This is a genomic window from Blastopirellula sp. J2-11, from assembly GCF_024584705.1.
Taxonomy (GTDB): Bacteria; Planctomycetota; Planctomycetia; order Pirellulales; family Pirellulaceae; genus Blastopirellula.
This window is the reverse complement of record NZ_CP097384.1, coordinates 970,937-989,570: the sequence shown is the minus strand read 5'-3', so window position 1 is coordinate 989,570 and position 18,634 is coordinate 970,937. Positions and strand designations below refer to the sequence as shown.

Annotated in this window: 17 protein-coding genes and 1 tRNA gene; 9 read left to right on the top strand and 9 right to left on the bottom strand. The window is 57.1% G+C overall.

The features are described 5' to 3' along the window. Positions 1–54: 54 nt before the first annotated feature. The 4 genes from M4951_RS04170 to M4951_RS04155 all read left to right on the top strand — a co-directional run bounded on the left by M4951_RS04170 (position 55) and on the right by M4951_RS04155 (position 4,530). Complete coding sequence (locus M4951_RS04170; protein WP_262025225.1) at positions 55–1,059, top strand: sugar phosphate isomerase/epimerase family protein; 1,005 nt, start codon at positions 55–57, stop codon at positions 1,057–1,059. A gap of 137 nt (positions 1,060–1,196) precedes the next feature. Then, positions 1,197–3,005, top strand: coding sequence for a leucine-rich repeat domain-containing protein (locus M4951_RS04165; RefSeq protein ID WP_262025224.1), 1,809 nt, complete (start codon positions 1,197–1,199; stop codon positions 3,003–3,005). Between the two features lie 63 nt (positions 3,006–3,068). Continuing rightward, positions 3,069–3,869: a creatininase family protein gene (locus M4951_RS04160; protein WP_262025223.1), complete on the top strand. Its 801-nt coding sequence runs from the start codon at positions 3,069–3,071 to the stop codon at positions 3,867–3,869. 493 nt (positions 3,870–4,362) lie between these two features. After that, complete coding sequence (locus tag M4951_RS04155) at positions 4,363–4,530, top strand: hypothetical protein (protein ID WP_262025222.1); 168 nt, start codon at positions 4,363–4,365, stop codon at positions 4,528–4,530. A gap of 38 nt (positions 4,531–4,568) precedes the next feature. Here M4951_RS04155 and M4951_RS04150 read toward each other — a convergent pair whose 3' ends face one another. Continuing rightward, entirely contained in the window at positions 4,569–4,871 is a 303-nt protein-coding gene (locus tag M4951_RS04150) for a DUF4339 domain-containing protein (RefSeq protein WP_262025221.1), read from the bottom strand. A gap of 143 nt (positions 4,872–5,014) precedes the next feature. Continuing rightward, positions 5,015–6,151, bottom strand: coding sequence for a leucine-rich repeat domain-containing protein (locus tag M4951_RS04145; protein ID WP_262025220.1), 1,137 nt, complete (start codon positions 6,149–6,151; stop codon positions 5,015–5,017). Positions 6,152–6,457: 306 nt separating this feature from the next. On the opposite strand from M4951_RS04145, the gene M4951_RS04140 reads away from it, so the two are divergent. After that, the gene (locus tag M4951_RS04140) at positions 6,458–6,697 is read left to right on the top strand and encodes a hypothetical protein (RefSeq protein WP_262025219.1); all 240 of its coding nucleotides are present in this window, start codon (positions 6,458–6,460) and stop codon (positions 6,695–6,697) included. Positions 6,698–6,727: 30 nt separating this feature from the next. On the opposite strand, the gene M4951_RS04135 is transcribed toward M4951_RS04140, so the two are convergent. After that, entirely contained in the window at positions 6,728–7,693 is a 966-nt protein-coding gene (locus M4951_RS04135; RefSeq protein WP_262025218.1) for a hemolysin family protein, read from the bottom strand. Positions 7,694–8,126: 433 nt separating this feature from the next. On the opposite strand from M4951_RS04135, the gene M4951_RS04130 reads away from it, so the two are divergent. Together M4951_RS04130 and M4951_RS04125 are read left to right on the top strand one after the other, a co-directional pair. Beyond that, the gene (locus M4951_RS04130) at positions 8,127–8,324 is read left to right on the top strand and encodes a cold-shock protein (RefSeq protein ID WP_040351660.1); all 198 of its coding nucleotides are present in this window, start codon (positions 8,127–8,129) and stop codon (positions 8,322–8,324) included. Positions 8,325–8,620: 296 nt separating this feature from the next. Next, positions 8,621–8,803, top strand: coding sequence for a hypothetical protein (locus M4951_RS04125; protein ID WP_262025217.1), 183 nt, complete (start codon positions 8,621–8,623; stop codon positions 8,801–8,803). A gap of 22 nt (positions 8,804–8,825) precedes the next feature. Here M4951_RS04125 and M4951_RS04120 read toward each other — a convergent pair whose 3' ends face one another. Further along, positions 8,826–9,920, bottom strand: a complete 1,095-nt coding sequence (locus tag M4951_RS04120; protein WP_262025216.1) for a succinylglutamate desuccinylase/aspartoacylase family protein — start codon at positions 9,918–9,920, stop codon at positions 8,826–8,828. Positions 9,921–9,956: 36 nt separating this feature from the next. After that, positions 9,957–10,859: a 30S ribosomal protein S6--L-glutamate ligase gene (gene rimK, locus M4951_RS04115; RefSeq protein ID WP_262025215.1), complete on the bottom strand. Its 903-nt coding sequence runs from the start codon at positions 10,857–10,859 to the stop codon at positions 9,957–9,959. Positions 10,860–11,069: 210 nt separating this feature from the next. Here rimK and corA point away from each other — a divergent pair, with 210 nt between their 5' ends. Both corA and M4951_RS04105 read left to right on the top strand, forming a co-directional pair. After that, entirely contained in the window at positions 11,070–12,149 is a 1,080-nt protein-coding gene (corA, locus tag M4951_RS04110; protein WP_262025214.1) for a magnesium/cobalt transporter CorA, read from the top strand. Positions 12,150–12,293: 144 nt separating this feature from the next. Further along, complete coding sequence (locus M4951_RS04105; protein WP_262025213.1) at positions 12,294–13,358, top strand: twin-arginine translocation signal domain-containing protein; 1,065 nt, start codon at positions 12,294–12,296, stop codon at positions 13,356–13,358. Positions 13,359–13,527: 169 nt separating this feature from the next. Here the strand turns inward: M4951_RS04105 and M4951_RS04100 are convergent, their stop codons facing one another. The 4 genes from M4951_RS04100 to M4951_RS04085 form a co-directional block, all read right to left on the bottom strand. Beyond that, positions 13,528–15,117 carry an alkaline phosphatase D family protein gene (locus M4951_RS04100; RefSeq protein WP_262025212.1) on the bottom strand — a complete coding sequence of 530 codons (1,590 nt, stop codon included), beginning with the start codon at positions 15,115–15,117 and terminating at the stop codon, positions 13,528–13,530. Between the two features lie 283 nt (positions 15,118–15,400). Continuing rightward, positions 15,401–16,429, bottom strand: coding sequence for an aldo/keto reductase (locus M4951_RS04095; RefSeq protein WP_262025211.1), 1,029 nt, complete (start codon positions 16,427–16,429; stop codon positions 15,401–15,403). Between the two features lie 941 nt (positions 16,430–17,370). After that, positions 17,371–18,105 (bottom strand): ZIP family metal transporter, encoded by a 735-nt coding sequence (locus M4951_RS04090; RefSeq protein WP_262025210.1) that lies wholly within the window; start codon positions 18,103–18,105, stop codon positions 17,371–17,373. Positions 18,106–18,366: 261 nt separating this feature from the next. After that, a tRNA-Leu gene (locus M4951_RS04085) sits at positions 18,367–18,450 on the bottom strand. Positions 18,451–18,634: the final 184 nt, after the last annotated feature.

The window sequence follows — 18,634 nt, the reverse complement described above, 5'->3', positions numbered from 1 at the left end:
CACTCAAGTCTCACCCCCTTCTATTTCTTCTACGACGCCTAAGAGGAGCTCCACATGGCACGACCCGTTATGATGTTTACCGGTCAATGGGCCGACTTGAAGCTGGACGACATGGCCAAGGCGATGCGCGAATTTGGTTTCGACGGTCTGGAACTCGCCTGCTGGGGCGATCACTTTGAAGTCAATCGCGCCTCTGCCGAAGCGGACTATTGCGATCAGAAACGAGAGCAACTCGAAAAATACGATCTGCAATGCCATGCGATCAGCGCTCATCTGGTCGGCCAAGCCGTTTGCGATGTGATCGATGAACGTCACAAGTCGATCCTGCCCGATTACGTCTGGGGCGATGGCGACCCGGCCGGCGTCAATGCTCGCGCCGCCGAAGAAATGAAAGCGACCGCTCGCGCCGCCCAAAAGTTTGGCGTCAGCGTCGTGAACGGCTTTACCGGCAGCAGCATCTGGCATTTGCTCTACAGCTTTCCGCCGGTCCCGCCGAAGATGATCGACGACGGGTTCCAACAATTCGCGGACCGCTGGAACCCCATCTTGGATGTCTTTGGCGAATGCGGCGTGAAGTTCGCGCTCGAAGTCCATCCGACCGAAATCGCCTTCGATATTTACACCGCCCAGCGTGCGTTGGAAGCAGTCGGCCATCGTGAAGAGTTCGGCTTCAACTTCGATCCCAGCCATCTGCTATGGCAAGGAGTCGATCCGGTCGAATTCATTCGCGCCTTCCCCGATCGGATTTACAACGTTCATATCAAAGACGCGATCGTCACGTTGAACGGCCGCAGCGGCATTTTGGGAAGCCACATCGACTTTGGCGATCATCGCCGCGGTTGGAACTTCCGCAGCCCCGGTCACGGCGGCGTCAACTTTGAAGAGATCATCCGCGCTCTGAACGATATCGGCTACGACGGCCCGCTCGCGATCGAATGGGAAGACTCTGGCATGGACCGCATGCATGGCGCCCAGGAATCTTGCCAGTTTGTCCGCGAAATTGACTTCGCCCCCAGCAACGTGGCGTTTGACGCGGCGTTCGACAAAGAGAAGCAATAAGCGAAATCGCCCCTATTATCGGTACGATCTTCGGCCGCTGGCACGTTTCCAGCGGCCTTTTTGCTGCGCGATGGGGAGCGAGAAAGTAGACTAAAAGATACGCTTTCGCCTGTCCCTTCCCCCTGAAACCGCCGATTGTGTTCGCTCCGCTGCTGATCAGCTTGTCGCTGCTTGCCGCCGATCCGGCTATGGATCGCGCGACGATCGACGCACGCTTTCACCGCGAACTGACGCAGTTGGCCGACAAGTGCGACGAGCTGAAGATGGCGCCGCAAGCGGCGGCGACGCGCGATTGGTATTTGCAACGCCGTCCGATCTATAACTATGCGGTGCTGGTCCCTGAAAGCGATCCGCTGCAGCCGACCGGGCAAGCGACGCAACTGGTCACCTTCTGGTACGACAAGCTGACGGCACTGCGACAAGCGTATGCCGATCAACTGTTCGCACTTGCCCAACAAGAACTGGCCGCCGATCGGGCCGACGTCGCCTATCGTCTGGTGCATGACGTGCTGCGGGAGAATCCCGATCATGCCGAGTCGCGACGTATCTTGGGATATCGCCAAGTGAGCGGCGTCTGGCGTCGCCCCGGCGTGACGACGCGAGTAAAACAACTACGGTTAGACCATCCGAAATTTCCTTGGCCGGCGAAAACGTATTGGCTGATCGAATCGCCCCATTTTGAGATCAGCACCAACCACAGCGAAGCGGCCGGACTGGCGCTGGCGGAAAAGCTGGAGCTGCTCTATTCGGCCTGGGAGCAAATGTTCTTTGACTATTGGAGCAATCGGCGGCAGCTGCAAAGCTACTTCGACGGCGCATCTCCCAGCCCCAGCCGCAAGAAGTTTCACATCGCCTATTTCCGCTCGCAGCAAGAGTACGTCGACTATCTGACTCCCCTGGAGCCGCAAGCGGCGATGACGCTGGGCATTTACCTCTTCAACAAAGAGGAGGCTTACTTTTTCGCCTCCGACGATCCGGCCGCTCAGTCGACTTGGCTGCATGAAGCGACGCACCAACTCTTTCATGAGTATCGCTCGGCCCCGGCCGACATCGGCCAGGATGCGAACTTTTGGGCGATCGAAGGCGCCGCGCTCTACATGGAGTCGGTTCGCATGTTTGACGGTTATTGCACGATCGGCGGCTTCGACGCGTCCCGCTTGCAGTTTGCCCGTAATCGCCGTCTGGTCGGCAACTTTTATCTGCCGGTGCAGGAACTTAGCGCTCTGTCGCGCGAGCAATTGCAAAAGCATGCCGACATTCGCCCACTCTATAGCGAAGCGGCGGGACTGGCGCACTACCTGATGGATGGCGACGCCGCACAGCATCGCAGCAAGTTTGTGGAATATCTCCGCGCGATCTATCTGCGGCGGGATCACGCTCGATCGCTGGAAGAAACGACCGGGCTATCGGCCAACGAGATCGACAAGAACTACGCCCAATTTCTGGAAGTCGATGACGCGATGCTCGCCCAGCTTGATCCCGTGGGTCCGACCGTTGATCTAGCGCTGGGGCGCACCGCGGTGACCGATGTCGGGCTAACAGCGATCGCTCAACTGCCCCACTTGGATTGGCTTGACCTGACCGGCACGCGCATCACCAGCCGCGGCGTTCAGCAACTGCAAACGCCGCGACTGCGTGACCTGGGACTCGGCGGCACCGCGACGACCGACGCCGCGACTCAGGCGATCTCGCAATTGGCGAATCTGGGCGAGCTTGATCTCAGCGGCACGGCGATCACCGACGCCGGTCTGCAACCGCTGACAAAACTCGATCGCTTACAAATTTTGCGACTCGCGGTCACCAAGGTCTCTGACGCCGGATTGGCCCAACTTGTCCGTTGTGCGCAACTTCGTGCGCTTGATTTGCGCCGCACGTCGACCACGCCTGCTGGAGTCGCCAAATTACAGCAGGCCAAGCCGATGTTGCAGGTTACGGTCGGCGACTGATAGCCGTTAGAATAGCGGCTTCCTGCTTTCTCGCCCCTAAGTCTCCGCCGAAGGTATGTCGCAATGAGCGAAATGCGCCCCTGGATCTTGTCGGAAGTGAATTACGGATACGTCAAAGAGAATTCGTATGAGGTCGCCGTGTTGCCGTTGGGAGCGACCGAACCGCACAACTTGCATCTCCCGTACGGCACCGACATGTACGAAGGAACCGTCATCGGCGAGCGAATCTGCGCCGCGGCTCACCAGCAAGGGGCGAAAGTCGTGCTGCTGCCGACGATGCCGTACGGCACCGAAACCAACATGAACCAGTTTCCGTTGGCGATGAACGTCAACCCTTCGACGCTGTTTCTGCTGGTGACCGATCTGGTGAAGTCGTTGGTTGAAAGCGGGATTCGCAAAGTCGTGCTGTTGAACAGTCACGGCGGCAACGAGTTCAAACCGTTGCTGCGCGAGCTGTACGGCAAGACCGAAGCGCAGCTCTTTCTCTGCAACTGGTTCCGCATCTTATCGCCGGAAGACTACCACGAAATCTTCGAGCACATGGACGATCACGCAGGCGAGATGGAAACGTCGCTAATCATGGCCTGTCAGGGTCACCTGGTCGAGAAAAACGCCGACGGCACGCTCTACGCCGACGCCGGCAGTCAGCGGCCGATGCAGTTCGAGGCGCTGCAAAAAGGCTGGGTCTCGATCACGCGTCCTTGGCACCTGCTGACCACCAACAGCGGCTCTGGCTATCCGCACGCGTCGACCGCCGAAAAGGGAGAGAAGCTGCTCGAAAAAATAACCGAGCGGCTTGCAAAGTTTTTGGTGGAACTGTCGGCGGCGGAAATTGACGAGACGTTTCCGTTTGAGAAGTCGTGAGTCTACCCTAGCCCAGTTTCCTGCTAGCCGACGGTGACGGCGGAATGCGTATCGACATCAGCCGCACGGCGCTAGCCGCGGTTTCTTGTCTCCCATTTTCCGTCGACGATGCGTTCCTGCCAGAAACCGCGGCGAACGCCGTGCGGCTGATGTGGTGGGAGAAGCGGGAGCGAATGGGAATGATTTGTTCAGCTTACTGAAAAGCGCTCTAGCCTAGCGCAGATATCATCTCTTCGAGACGCAATTTCAACCCGACTCGCACAAATGGCCCCGTCCAAAAAGCGAGCGACGTCTCCCCTGTTTTCTTCTCAAAATGAGACGCAAGCATGAGACAGTCGCACCGAAAATAGAGCAGGCCGCTTTTCGTTTGCGCAGAAGTAAAATGGTCAACCATTGACGGCGCTGGGACTTACGCGAATCGCGTGAAACTTGGCGCCGTTCGGCACGCAGGATGCTAACTATCTGGCAGCACCTTTTTTTCAGGAGGAAAACCATGTCGTCGCAAAAGAGTGCCCCACGAGCCAGAACCATTGCTATTGCTGCGAAACAAGGAGACCTGGAGATGCAAAAGGCCAAGATTGCCTCGCTTTTTGTCCAGAGCCTGGTCTTGATCGGAGTTACCGCCATGTCAGCAGCGTTGATTTTTTCAACGCTGCTGTAAGGGGGCGACGATCAAGCTGACTGTCAGGCTGGCAAGCGTTAACGAACTTTGTCGCCTGACGGCGGCTCGATCAGAGGAAGTCCGAGACCTTTGACGTTCGAAATCTGATACCAATCGGTTTTGCCTGATCGGATCAACGAACGCTTGTGAATCAAACGATCTTCCGCCAACGCGCGTAGTTCCGACTTCGTGAAAGGTCCGGTCTCCGGCGCGTGCGGATCAAATTTGATGTAGTAGGTTCCTTTTTCCTGCGGTTTGCGAGTTGGTTCCTGGGACGGCGAACTTGCGGCCGGAACCTTCGTCACGCGGCTGATTAAACCGCGAAGAGCTTCGGCAAACATCTTGTTTCTGTTCCACTGTGAGGATGGATCGAGTACTCCACCATCCAGTACGGCGACAAACTGGTTCAGTTCTCACGAATCGGCAAAGAACGCAAACTATCTTTCGCAGGCAAAGTTCTTGTGAAGATCACGTAAATGCGATGCTACATCGAGCCGAGATTCACCTTCAAACCAGGGATCGCCGCCGATAGCTGCTTCGCACTTTCTGGTGTCGCTTTGGACTGCCACAGATAAAGATGACGCAGGCTGGGCAAGCTGTAGAGATGGTCGAGCCCGGCATCGGTCACTTCGGTTCCATACAAGTTGAGATAACTCAGCTTCTCGCAAGCAGCCAAGTACCGCAGTCCCGCGTCCGTCACTTTCGTCTTCGCCAGATTCAGACGTTCTAGCTGCTTCAGGCCAGCCAGATGTTCGAGCCCGGCGTCGGTCACTTCGGTTCCCATCAGATTGACTTCGACCACGTTGCCGATTTTGCGCAGCGGGGCGAGCGCTTCGTCATGCACAGGTTTGTCCGAGAGATGATAGGTCACGACTTTGGCGTCACTGCTTTGCGCGACGCGATTGATCGTACCGCCCAACTCGGCGATCTTTTTCATCGCTTCGGCTTCCGCTTGTTCGTCGATCGGCGCCTGGGGATACTTGGCGGCGATTTCATTCGCCGTCACCGTCGCGTCTAACATCTTGGGAATCGCAGCGGCCAGCGCCGCTTTGGCGGCCGCTAACTCGGCCTCCATTTCGGCTCGTAGTTCGGCCTTGAGTTTGGCGATCGCTTCGGGGGAGAGCGCGGCGACTTCTTCCGCATTCGGCGCTTCTTCCGGCTTCATCTCTTCCTTGGGAGTTTCCGGTTTCGCCTCGTCCCCGGCGCTCGGCAACGATCCTGCCGCGATCAATTCGCCAAACGGTTTCGCTTTGTCATTTTCTTTCTTGGCGCTGACCGCTTCGAAAGCGGCGATCACTTCGGCTTCCGCTTTGTCACGCTCTCCCTCGATCCGCTCTTTCTTGAAGTTGTCTTTCTTCAGCGTTTCGGCCAACGCGACGCCATAGGGATTACGTTCTTTTTTCGACTTGCCGTCGATGTGACAAACGTTGCACTTCGCAGCGGCGGCGGCGGTTGCGAACTCCTTTACTTTGTCATCCTTGGCGTCCGCGTGCACATATTGCTTTTCGAAGGTTTCCCAAAAGAAAGGAATTGCCGCGGCTTGGCGCGCCGAGAACGAGAGCACGACGCAAAAGCAAATCGTGGCGGCAAGAACTCGAAAAGTGGCTAGCGATCGCAACATGGAATGCTCCAAACTAAGCAAGGCAGGCGAATGTGACTTGGGCGGGCTATCTCTTAATTCTGGCTGCGCCGGCGGCCAGTTTCAACTAAGGGGAAGTTTTGTGGGGCAGCGGCGCCCCAGCCCTACTAGGGGAAATCTACGCCGTAAAACGAGCGAAACTGGGCGATTTCCCCTGGCGGACCACATATTTCCCTTAAACGTTGTTGATTGAAATTCCTCGGCTCGGCGAACTATTCGCGGACGTTTTTGTCCAGATCGCAACCACCCTAAATCGTATTTCTCTCCCTCATTTCGGCAGCCCCTCTCGTGAAACAAGTGACGATCCGGTTTGCCGGAAACGCCGATGACACGACCTACTTCCTCAAGCTTGGACCGATGTTGCAATATTCGCGGGAACGAGAATTCCACGGAGGAGACGAGATCGTCGTGCAAATGCAACCGACGCCTGAGAAAACGGACTGCTTTGATCTGACGTTTGCCGATGGTCAGTTCGCGATCGAAGTTCCCGGTGAAATGTTTGCAATCATCCGAGAGCACTCAGAATGAACGTCCGCTACGACAAGCGAGCCAAGCTCTCTAAGCATCCTTCTCATCATCAATCTCGCCCACCAACTCTTCCAGCACATCTTCCAGCGTGACCAGGCCAACCGTCTTTCCTTGGTCTTGTACGATCGCCAGGTGAACTCGCTTCGCGCGGAATTCTTTAAGCAGGTCGTCACACCGTTGATCAGAAGTAACCACCAACGCAGGGCGGACCAAAGCGGCGACCGACGCTTGATCTTTCTCGGCGGCGAGTTCGGCCAGGATATCGCGACTGAGCACCATGCCGACTACGTCGTTCACCGAATGGCCAAAGATGGGAAAGCGTGAATACTCGTGCGCGAAGACAGCTTTCGCCGCTTCGCGGATGGTCGCCTCTTGCTTCACCGAGATCACATCTTTAAGCGGAGTCATCACATCCGTGGCGAACTTATCATTCAAGAGAAACGCGCGGTGGACCAACCGCACCTCTTCGTTATCGATATGCCCCTCCGTTCGACCGAGAGCCGCCAACGAGCGAATCTGGGCTTCGGTTCCAACCGGTCGTACGCCTGATTGAAACTGCCGCGAGAGCCAATCCAACGGCAACACGATCGGATACAAGACATAGATCAACGCCAAGATCGGCGGAGCTGCGATCCGGCTGATCAACGGCGCATAGTGCGTCGCAAGCGACTTGGGGATGATCTCCGAAAAGATGATCGTGCCGAAGGTCAGGATCGCCGTCACGATGCCGATCACCGTATCGCCGTACAATTCGACCGCTTTGCTGCCGGCCAAGACAGGTCCCAGCACGTTGATCGTGTTGGTCAATATCACGACGACCACGACGGCGCGGGTGACTCGATTCTTCACCGCTTGCAGCGGAATTGCGCCCGGCAGTTTCTTCATGACCATCTCTTCAACTTCACTGCGCGAGACGCTCAGGATAGCGGCGTCAACCAAAGCGGCGACGCCAGAGAGCAGGATGAAACCGACGATGTAGAGAATCAAGATGAACATGCTGTTTCCGAATTAGAACGAAATCCGCGAGAAGTCGACGCGTCATCGTAACGGACGGCTCTCGGAGCGTCGAAAAATGAGCTCAACATTTCCCCGATTATCCCGTGACGGCGACTCCCGATCGACAATCGGTGATCGAGAGGGGGGTTGAAAACGCCGTTCTGGCGGCATTTTGAAGGCGATTATCGGCAACTTCCCAAAACACGCAAATCCTCTGAAACCCTTTGGTTAAAGCCCCTAAACCTCCGATTTCTGCGAATCTTCGGTCGAGCGGCGCAGTTTTCTTGGAGTTTTCGCATCGTTTGGGTGTGCGAACATTGACGAGAGCCCCTCGCAGGCATAGGATGCACCGCAGTTTTTGATGGCGGCTGTCAGGTTGCGAGAGTGTTTTTTTGACCGGCAGTCGCAGCTTTATGTTTTGTGAGTGATTTTGATGCCAGAAGGTAAAATCAAGCGTTTGACCGACAAAGGTTTCGGTTTCATCGACACCGGGTCAAACAAAGACCTGTTCTTCCACATGTCGAGCCTGGAAGGATGCCGCTATGACGATTTGCGCGAAGGCCAGACCGTCTCTTACGTCGAAGGCCAAGGCCCCAAGGGTCCGCGTGCCGAACAGGTCCAAGTGATCTAAGCAGATTGCAGAGCCGCCCTGCGAACTTTGGATCGCGGGGCGAGCTCGCCCTCTGGGGCATCTTCTTCCTCGCAATTTTGCTGCGCAACCTGCGACTTCTTCAAGCCGTCGGAAGTGACGTTTATCTCCTGTGATTCGCTCATCCGCGATCGCATACAAACCACGGCAAAAATATGTACAAATGCCAACGATGCGGCACGATTACCCCTGCGCGCACTCCGGCTCACCAAATTATTATTTCGGAACGCCATAAAGAATATGGCTCACGTTCACGCCCCGCGCCGCGCGGACCTCGGATGCGTCGCGATACGCAAACGATCGATCGCGGCGGACGAGGACATGAGATCGTCGAGCAACTGACCGTCTGTCCGAATTGCGCCGCCCAAGCGGTAGCCGCCGCCGAAGAGCCGCGCATGGTCAACCAACCGAGACCGGTCTACAAGGACTACTCGGAAGACTACGATTCGGACGACGAATAAACTTCGTCCAACCTCGGCGGCGTTAGCCGCCTGTGTCGTTCGGGCGATCAATCAACAGATTGGTCGCCAGATGGTCGGCGACCGTTCCATACATCTCATCTTCGGCCAATTGCTCGCGCACCGTTTGAGCATCCTCTACCAAATAGCCAAGATGACAGATCGGCTCGCCGGGACTAACCGCCGGCAACGTCGTCGTGCCGATGACCACCGCATCAAACGGAGCGAAGACCTGGTTCCGCTGCTGACCCAAGAGCCCGGTGTTGGTCGCGAGCAACTGCCCTTTTTTGACCACGTCTCCCGGCGAAGCGTGAAACTGCAGGAATCCGCCCCGATCGGCTCGGACCCAACGCGTCTTGTCGATCACCAGCTTGCGTGACGAGGGAACTTGCTGGCCCGAAAGCATTCCCAGCTTGACCAGCACGTTACGAATCCCGCGCAGTTCCCAACTGACGATCGAAGGCTCGACCTTCGAGGTTTCGCCCGCTTCCAGGATGATCGTGGCGCAACCGGCGCTGCAGGCCGAGCGGCGAAACGCACCGACCGGCCCTTTGCCGGCGACAATCAACTCGCTGCCGAACGCTTCGGCCAACATCCGCGCTTCCGGGTTTTTCCAATCGACGCGAACATTAGGAAAGTTAGTTCGGCGAATCGCCGCGGTGTGCAGATCAATTCCGTAATCGCAACGCGCGACGATCTCGTCAAAGATGCGCCGCGCCATGCGACTGGCCAGACTGCCGTTACGCGAACCGGGAAAGCTGCGGTTCAAATCGCGGCGATCAGGCAGATAACGGCTATGGCGATCGAACCCCAGAATATTCAGCACCGGCGCCAAGACCAATGCGCCTCGCTTGAGACGCAGATTATCGTCCATGATGAGTGAACGGATCGCGCCGGTGCCGTTGATTTCGTCGCCATGCAATGCGGCGGTCACAAAAATGACCGGCCCATCTTCGACGGCGCGGCGGACTTGCACCGGGATCAATACGTCGACGCCGCTATAGCTTTCGCCGATGGCGACTTGAACGTCGCGTACTTGGCCCGGCTCGATGATGACGCCGTTCCAATCATCGATCGGTCGTTTGATCCGCACAGTAGGTTCGTCTTCGCTGGCCGTCATTGGCGCTTGTTTAGACGTCGCGTCGAGGGCGGCGTCCTATCCTTTCCCTTTGTCTCTCTGGCGTCCCGACTTGGCATGCGCTTCGATAAAATCGATCACTCTGCCTGCGACGTCAACAGACGTCGCTCCTTCAATTCCTTCTAAGCCCGGCGAAGAGTTCACTTCCATCACGACCGGCCCATGATTCGATCGCAGGATGTCGACGCCGGCCACGTTAAGCCCCATCGTTTTGGCGGCTCGCTTGGCGGTGGTTCGCTCTTCTGGCGTGACTTTGATCTTTTCGGCGTAACCGCCGCGATGCAGATTCGAGCGAAACTCGCCCGGCGCGGCCTGACGCTTCATCGTGGCGATGACCCGATTGCCGACCACGATACAGCGAATGTCGCTGCCGCCGGCCTCTTTGATGAATTCCTGGACCAGGATGTTCGCATCCAGTCCGCGAAACGCTTCGATAACGGCTTGAGCCGCTTTCTTCGTTTCGGCCAGAATGACGCCGACCCCCTGGGTACCTTCCACCAATTTGACCACGCACGGAGCGCCGCCGGCGATCGAGATCAGTTCGTCGATGTCCTTGGTCGAGTGGGCGAATCCGGTCACCGGCAAACCGACGCCGTCCCGTGCTAGCAGTTGCGTCGAACGAAGCTTGTCTCGCGAGCGATTGATCGCCTGCGACTCGTTGACGGTAAACACCCCCATCATCTCAAACTGCCGCACGACGGCGGTGCCGTAGAACGTGTAGCTAGCGCCGATACGCGGGATAATCGCGTCGGGATGCAGTTCTTCGCCCTGGTATAACACACGAGGACGGTGGGACGTGATGTCCATATAGCAGCGCAGGTAATCGACGACACGGACGTCGTGGCCTCGCGCAACCGCCGCTTCGCGGAGGCGGCGGGTCGAATACAAGGAGGCCTTCCGAGAGAGAATTACGATGTCCATCGACAAAATCTGCTCAAACGCGGGGGTATTGTTCAGTATGCATGACGCCGCCAGCTTAGGTCAGGAATTCAGCGATTTGGGTAGTTCGTCTCGATATTCGCCTAGAAAATTCTCCCGTCCCGTGTAACGATCGGCCGTTCATCTTATCAATTGCCTATAACTTGCCAATGCGGCGTCTACGACCGCAGCGGGAGCCTTGAAACTAACCGCATGTTCCATAAACGTCATCCCCAAGTCGGCGCCGCCCCCGGAACGCTGGTCATTCCCGCTGATGCTCCAACCCCGCGCGTCCGCCAGATCCTCTATTCGATCGACGGGCTGAAAAGCGATCAGACGATCACCGATCTTGACCAATTGGAGGCCGCTCCCGAGTCCGGAGTCTCGTGGGTCGATATTCAAGGCTTCGGCGATGAACGTTTATTGATCGAACTGGGCGAGATTTATGGGCTTCATCCGCTTCTGCTCGAGGATGTGGTGAACGTGCCGCAGCGCGCCAAAGTCGAACTGCACGACGACAATCTGCTGATTATCTTGCGGATGGTCCGGGTCGATGAAGACGGCGAAATCCTGGTCGAACAGATTGGGGTCGTCTTGGGGGAAGACTACGTACTTACCTTTCAAGAATGCTATGGCGACGTCTTTGATCCGATCCGCAAGCGGCTTACCGCGGGGCATCGACGATTTAAGGAAAAAGGCGCTGACTACCTGGCCTATGCGATCGCTGACTCGGTGATCGACCACTACTACCCGGCCTTGGAAGTGATCGGCGAACGGTTGGAAGACCTGGAAGAAGAAGCGGTTTTGGCCCCCACGACCGCGATCTTGCAGAAGATTCACTACATGAAGAATCGCCTGCTCAACTTGCGCCGATCCCTCTGGCCGCAGCGTGAGGCCCTCCATTCGATGGTCTGGGAAACCAACACGCTGGTCAGCGAAGAGGTCCGGCTTTACCTCCGCGATACCTACGATCACTGCGTGCAAACGACCGAAGTGATCGAAATGTACCGCGATATGATGAGCGGCATGCTCAACACCTATCTTTCGTCGATGGCCAATCGAACCAACGAAGTGATGCGCGTGCTGACGATCGTCTCGACCATCTTTATCCCCATGTCGTTTCTGGCAGGCGTCTACGGGATGAATTTTGACGACATGCCGTTGGTGCATTGGAAGTATGGCTATCGGATGTTTTGGACGTTCGCGATTATCCTGGCCATCAGCATGCTGTTCTTCTTCGGGCGTAAAGGTTGGCTGCGACCGCAAGCAACGAAACCTCAAAACCTCGACTAATCGCCCGCAATTCCGATAGCAGCACTGCGCCTTTGGCCCGCATTAAATCTGCATTAAAAATGGAAACCTTCTGATTGCGCCGATAGAATAGCGGGTTCCTGCTCTTCCGCCCCCGATTCTATTTCGCGCCTCAGGAGCCCCTGCATGTCTGCATCTCAACCGCAGTCGACCCGTCGCCGCTTCTTGCAAACTTCCGCCGCAGCGGCCGCCGTGGCTGCTTCCCCGTTGCTGCTGCATGCCGACGACAAGTCGGGCGGCAAAGCGAAAACAGTGGGCGCCGGTGAGCACACTTATGAATGTCACCATTACTGGGGCGAGTTGCCCAAGTCGGTCGAGTGGGGCGCGACGCACGGCGTTTGCATCGATCAGGCCGGCCTGATCTACATCAAACATCAGCACGGCGGCAGTCAGCCGATGGATGCGATCGTCGCGTTCGATCCCACCGGCAAAGCGGTTCGTTCGTTCGGCAAACAGTATCACGGCGGCGGGCACGGTATCGACATTCGCAATGAAGATGGCCAAGAGTTTCTCTATCTATCCGATGTTAAAAATCGCCAAGTGATCAAAACCGACCTGCTGGGCGACGTCGTCTGGAAGAAGGACTTCCCGCAAGAGCCCGGCGTCTACAAAGACGCTTCCGGCTATCGGCCGACCAACGTTGCGTTCGCTCCTGACGGCGGCTTCTACATCGGCGACGGTTACGGCTCGCACTACATCCATCAATACGACAAAGACGCCAACTGGGTCCGCACCTGGGGAGGCGCCGGAACCGAGCCCGGCAAGATGCGCACGCCGCACGGCATGTGGTTCGACAACCGTCCTGGCCGCACTCCAGCGCTCGCCGTCGCCGATCGGGCCAACGCGCGGCTGCAATACTTCTCGCCCACCGGCGAACATCTCGGCTTTGTGAATGACCTCCTCTTCCCAGCCGATATCGACATCCAGGGCGAAGTGATGCTGGTCCCTGATCTGCACGCCCGGATCACGCTCCTCGATAAAGATAACAACGTGATCACGCAGCTCGGAGATGACCCCGAGTGGCGCGCCGCCGTCTTAGGCGACGGCATGAAAATGCGCAAGCAGCGCGATCGCTGGCTCGACGGCAAGTTTGTTCATCCGCACGACGCATGCTTTGACAAAGATGGCAATATTTTCGTGACTGAATGGGTCGAAGGCGGTCGCGTCACCTTCTTGAAGAAAGTGGGTTAACGCCAAGCCGCGTCCGGTTGGCGTCTACCGGTTGTTGGTTCGGCGAATTAGGATCGAAAATTCCCATCCGCTGCAATCCGCTAACTAAGTCCGCTTACGGCTGCGCCGCCGCGATAGCGGAGCTATCGCGGCCAACCATGGAAATCGCGCCACTTCACAACCTTTGGCCTTACGCTCGATTCAACCCCGGCTTGCCGGCTTCCACGACAAAACTGGCGCGCGTGTTGAGCGGCGCGTCTGGCTTGCTGACAAATGGGACCGTGCGATAGTGCGTGGTCCAGGTCTGCGGCGTGATCTCGCAGGCGACATAGCCCCGTTCGTAGTTGTTGAACTTGACGAAAGGGTTCTGCGCCATAACAAGCGCCGTATCTTTTCGCTCTTCCGACCCGTCTCCGCCAGAGCTGATCGAAGTGCCGACAAATTCGACCGCGACCGCCGGCGAATCGACATCCTCGCAGTTGACCTGCAAGTCGTTCGCCCAGTTGCAGTGAATGTCGCCGGTCAGCACCACCGGATTCTTCTCGGGGTGTTGAGCGAAAAAGTTCAACATCCGCTGACGATTGACTTCGTAGCCGGGCCACTGATCCATTGAATAGCCAACCGCGTCACTCGAATCGCGATCGACGCGGCCCATCATCACCTGCTGGGCGAGTACGTTCCAGATGCTGTCCGAATGGGCGATTTCGTCGGCGAGCCATGCTTCCTGCTTGGGTCCCAAGATGGTCGCCTCGGGATGAAAGACTTCGTTGCACGGCGCCTTGTTGCCATCGCCGCATGGTTGATCGGTCCGGTATTGCCGCGTATCCAACACGTCAAAGTCGACCAACTTGCCGTACTTCACGCTGCGATACAACTGCATGTCAGGTCCAGTCGGCATCTGGGCCGTGCGCAGCGGCATGTTTTCGTAATACGCTTGGTAAGCGTTGGCCCGTCGCCGCATGTAAGCGTCTGCTTTCGCGCGATCCGACTGGGGATGCTCCGAAATGTCGTTGGCGTAGTTGTTCTCAAATTCGTGATCGTCCCAAGTCACCAGCCAAGGGCACATCGCATGCGCCGCTTGCAGATGCGGATCAGTCTTGTATTGAGCATGGCGAACGCGGTAGTCGGCCAACTGATCCAAGTGGGGCCCGGCATGCGCCCGCAGCTTGCCGTTTTTCCCTTCCCGCTCGTAGATATAGTCCCCCAGGTGAGCGACCAAATCAAAACCTTCACGCGCCAGATGATCGTAGGCGGTGAAGTAGCCTGACTCATAATGCTGACACGACGCAAAGGCGAACTTCAAGTTGCTCGGCGTCTCTTCCGGCTTCGGCGCGGTGCGAGCGCGGCCCTTTGGGCTAATCTCGCCAGCGCCGGCAAACTGATAAAAGTACCACCGATTCGGATCGAGCCCCGGCACTTCGACATGGACCGAATGCCCCATGTCAGGCGTCGCAATCACGGTTCCTTGCGCGGCGACTTTCGTCATCGCTTCGTCATGGCAAACCGTCCAGCGGACTTCGACATTCTCGTTGGGCATGCCGCCGGTCTCTTCCAGCGGCTTGGGCGCCAGACGCGTCCAGATCACAAAACCATCCGGCGCCGGATCGCCCGACGCGACTCCCAACGCAAAGGGATAATCGCCGATCGCGACATTGCGGCGAAAGCCGGCCGAAGCGATCCCTTCCAACGTCGGCCAGGCGGCCAACAGCGATCCTCCCCAGGCCAAGATTTGACGACGGTTCCACGTTTGGCCAGGGAGATGAATGCGTTGGGCGCACATAGCGAAGGTCTCGGTAGAAATTGGGCGGGCGACACGGAGAAAGCGGAAGACGGTGAACCGAACGGTCGTCCCCTATCGGGAGGTTCGGTTCTCCAGCTGTCCGGAGTCTACTTGGCGCCTCACAGAACATCAAGTTAACGAATCATGAAGACGGAATACAGCAGCGCAAAAGTGCAAAATGCTACGCCCCCACCTTTGATTTACGCAATGAATTACGTTCGATTCCTTATCGCTTCGCAAATTAGTCCGTGATTATCGATCGACAAGTTCTAAAAACTTCTTTCTAGACGCCGCCATAGCTTTGCACCGCACGACTGATTTCGGCGATCTCTTCGCTCGTCAGTTCAACGTCGCCGGCGCCGGCGTTGTCGATCGCTTGCTGCGGATTTCGTGCGCCGCACAGCACATGCGAACAACCGCGCTGGGCGAGCGTCCAGGCCATCGTCAGTTGCGAGAGACTCACTTGATGCCGCGCCGCGATCGGCAGCATCGGCTCGAGCATCGCTTGCACTTTGCGCACATTCGACGGCTTGAAGCGATCTTTGAAGCGGCGTTGATCTCCTTCGTCATACTCGCGCTCCGGCGTAATCTTGCCGGTCAACAATCCTTGTCCTAGCGGACTATAAGCGAGAAACGCGATCTGCTCGTCGGCGCACTTCGCCAAGTTCGCCATCTCCATCTCCCGATCAAGCATCGAGTACTTTTCTTGATCCGTATCGATTTGTCCAAACTGGCGATACTGGTCAATCTGCTCGGGGCTCGCATTCGAAACACCGATCGCGCGAATCTTCCCTTCTTGTTTCAGTTCTTCCAGCGCGCCCATCCGCTCTTCGATCGGCGTCGCGTCCATCTGCCAATGCGTTTGATAAAGATCGATCACATCGGTCTGCAGCCGCCGCAAACTTCGCTCGACTTCTTCGCGAATCCCATCGCGTCCGTTGTAAATGTAGACGTCAAAACTTTCGTCCGACGTTTCCCCGGTCCAGTCGACATTTTGCCGCGTCGTCGAAAACCGTTTCTTGGCGCGCTCTTTTTGCGGGTCGCTCAAATCCCAGCGCATCGAACATTTGGTCGCCAACACGACCTGGTCGCGCCGATCGGCGATCGCTTTGCCGACCACTTCTTCACTAGCGCCAAACCCATAAACAGGCGCCGTATCAATCAAACTGCCGCCGGCGTCCAAAAACGCATGAATCGCGCGAATCGACTCGCTCTCGTCGGCGCCGCCCCAAGTCCATCCGCCGATCGCCCAAGCCCCAAACCCCACCACCGAGGCTTCAATCCCCGATCGACCCAATGCTCGCTTCTTCATCTGTGTAGGTTCCGTCGTCTTTTGGCTAAAAAAAAGAGGCGGCCGCGGCCGCGTCATTATTACTTCGTTGCTTTCGCTAATAGGCTAGCTGCGTCCGCCGCCGAGAAAACCCCCACCCGCTTCGCACCCCGTGTGCGCTAACCGCGCAATTGCGGACCGGACAGGACCGCGACGTTTTTTCAGCGGCATCCGCAAAGGGCCCCGCTGTTAATCGGGGAAGTTTGGCAATCTCCCCCTGACGCCTGCGTTGGACCGGATCGGACAGGACCGCATTGGACAGGACCGCATTGGACAGGACCGCATTGGACAGGACCGATGCATTTTTTTCTGGGTGAACGAGCGGACTGGATCGATGCCATTTTTCTTACTTCGTCCCAGGGAACTCTATCGTGTTAAACACGTCCACTATTCCACCGATGGACTACCTCAACGTCGATTCGTGCCGCCTTCGCAATTCGGGCCTCGACCTTCGTGATTCGTTTCACAATGTGGACTGGACTCGAGCGCGTTTTTTTTCGCGACATCCGCAAACGGCGAATGTCAATTTGGGCAATTTAAAATTCGTCACCACGCGCCGCCGCGATCAGTCCCATGAATTTTCAAAGATCTGACATCGGGAACCAGCCAGACCAATTTCGCCGCTCCTTTCCAAACCAGAAGCCGCGCAAGAAGGTCCGACCAGCGATATGAAATCGACCACAAGTCTGTGCGCTTTTGCAAGAGAGAAGACAGGCTCTTCGCGGCTTCTTTGGTGATGATGGGCGAGATTTGCGTCGCCCCGGATGCTTCGCTTAGTTTCGTAGTTTTGTAGGGTGCGTCAAGACGCGCTGCTGACCACGTCCCCAACGAACCCAGCGTGGTAACGCAATCGCGGCGCCTAGTTGCGTTACCACGCGCGGATGCCGTGGCCATGGCGCCCGACTTTGCTTTTCAACCGCCGCCTATTCGAGCATTCCCAAGATCAAGAACAGTAAAAATCCTCCGAAAAACATTGCGGTGGCGAGCGGCGTTTCGGGTTCTTCGTGGGCTTCGATTAACAATTCTTCGGTGACGAGATAGAGCAGCGCCGCTAAGCCGAAGGAGAGTACGAGTTCTAAAAATTCCTGCGAAGCGTTTTGCAGCGACAACGCGCCGACGGCGGCGCCAACGACGACCAAGGAGAACAATAGCGTGGTTGTGGTGATGATCCGCCGCCGACTTGCGCCTGCTTTTCCGAGCGCAGCCGCAACCGCCAAACCGAGCGAGAGCAGTTCAATCGCCAGCGCGCACGTCAGCAAGCGACCCGCCGTTTCTCCGGCGGAGAAGGTGATCCCGATCAACAGACCATCGAGCGCGATGTCGACGCCAACGGCGGCCAGCAATCCGGTTGTTCCCTTGGCGTCGGATGGCTTGTCTTCGCCGAACCGCTTCGCGAGATGCCGAATGCCCAGCATGACCGCCACGCCGAGCGAGAATCCGAGGGCGACTTCAAAAGGTTCATGCTTGGCGACAATCTGCGGCAGCAGTTCGACGGCGACGACAGAAAACACGACCCCGGCGGCGAGATGTTGAATGTAGCTACGCACGGTCGAGTTGGGTGGTCGGTACGCGGCGATCACCGCACCGCTAATCGCGGCAAGCAGCGGAATCAGCGCGAACAGAGCCACGCCGCCAAGCGACTGGAGAGAATCCGGCATATTACTTTCACACGATTCAATGGCGGATTACGCGGACCGCTTACAAATGCCGCCAGGCAGGCGTCCAGAGACACGACACGAGTCCGAGGTAAAGCGAGATCAGCAGTATCGCCGAAGCGACTTCGAAGTTGAAGCCGCAGGGCGCGGGCGCCGTTATCCGCACAAAGCACCCTGCAACCAAGCATTCAACGAAAAAACGCTCGTGCCAATGAAGCACGAGCGTTTCACGTAAATCGTTGTTTTCTAAGCAGTTAAGCTTAGTGCCGAAGGTGGGAATCGAACCCACACTCCCTTGCGAGAACTGGATTTTGAATCCAGCGCGTCTGCCAATTCCGCCACTTCGGCTGGGCATTTTTAGGACGGCTTTCGCCCGGGGGCGGTTCGCCATCTTTTCGACAAGTAAGTCTGGGGTAGGCCGAGACTTACTTGGGAATTTCGCATTTTAAATGGGAAGGCCTGCGGACGCAACTACCGACTAAAAAACGCTTTCGATCTTAGAACATCAGGCGATTCGCCCAAATATCGGCCG

Bases quoted from the DNA above. Each gene is read 5' to 3' on its own strand.
- M4951_RS04135 (WP_262025218.1), bottom strand. From the start codon at position 7,693: ATGTTCATCTTGATTCTCTACATCGTCGGTTTCATCCTGCTCTCTGGC.
- M4951_RS04090 (WP_262025210.1), bottom strand. From the start codon at position 18,105: ATGCCGGATTCTCTCCAGTCGCTTGGCGGCGTGGCTCTGTTCGCGCTG.
- M4951_RS04100 (WP_262025212.1), bottom strand. From the start codon at position 15,117: ATGTGCGCCCAACGCATTCATCTCCCTGGCCAAACGTGGAACCGTCGT.
- M4951_RS04130 (WP_040351660.1), top strand. From the start codon at position 8,127: ATGCCAGAAGGTAAAATCAAGCGTTTGACCGACAAAGGTTTCGGTTTC.
- M4951_RS04150 (WP_262025221.1), bottom strand. From the start codon at position 4,871: ATGTTTGCCGAAGCTCTTCGCGGTTTAATCAGCCGCGTGACGAAGGTT.
- M4951_RS04095 (WP_262025211.1), bottom strand. From the start codon at position 16,429: ATGAAGAAGCGAGCATTGGGTCGATCGGGGATTGAAGCCTCGGTGGTG.
- M4951_RS04105 (WP_262025213.1), top strand. From the start codon at position 12,294: ATGTCTGCATCTCAACCGCAGTCGACCCGTCGCCGCTTCTTGCAAACT.
- M4951_RS04155 (WP_262025222.1), top strand. From the start codon at position 4,363: ATGTCGTCGCAAAAGAGTGCCCCACGAGCCAGAACCATTGCTATTGCT.
- M4951_RS04120 (WP_262025216.1), bottom strand. From the start codon at position 9,920: ATGACGGCCAGCGAAGACGAACCTACTGTGCGGATCAAACGACCGATC.
- corA (WP_262025214.1), top strand. From the start codon at position 11,070: ATGTTCCATAAACGTCATCCCCAAGTCGGCGCCGCCCCCGGAACGCTG.
- M4951_RS04170 (WP_262025225.1), top strand. From the start codon at position 55: ATGGCACGACCCGTTATGATGTTTACCGGTCAATGGGCCGACTTGAAG.
- M4951_RS04145 (WP_262025220.1), bottom strand. From the start codon at position 6,151: ATGTTGCGATCGCTAGCCACTTTTCGAGTTCTTGCCGCCACGATTTGC.
- M4951_RS04160 (WP_262025223.1), top strand. From the start codon at position 3,069: ATGAGCGAAATGCGCCCCTGGATCTTGTCGGAAGTGAATTACGGATAC.
- M4951_RS04125 (WP_262025217.1), top strand. From the start codon at position 8,621: ATGCGTCGCGATACGCAAACGATCGATCGCGGCGGACGAGGACATGAG.
- rimK (WP_262025215.1), bottom strand. From the start codon at position 10,859: ATGGACATCGTAATTCTCTCTCGGAAGGCCTCCTTGTATTCGACCCGC.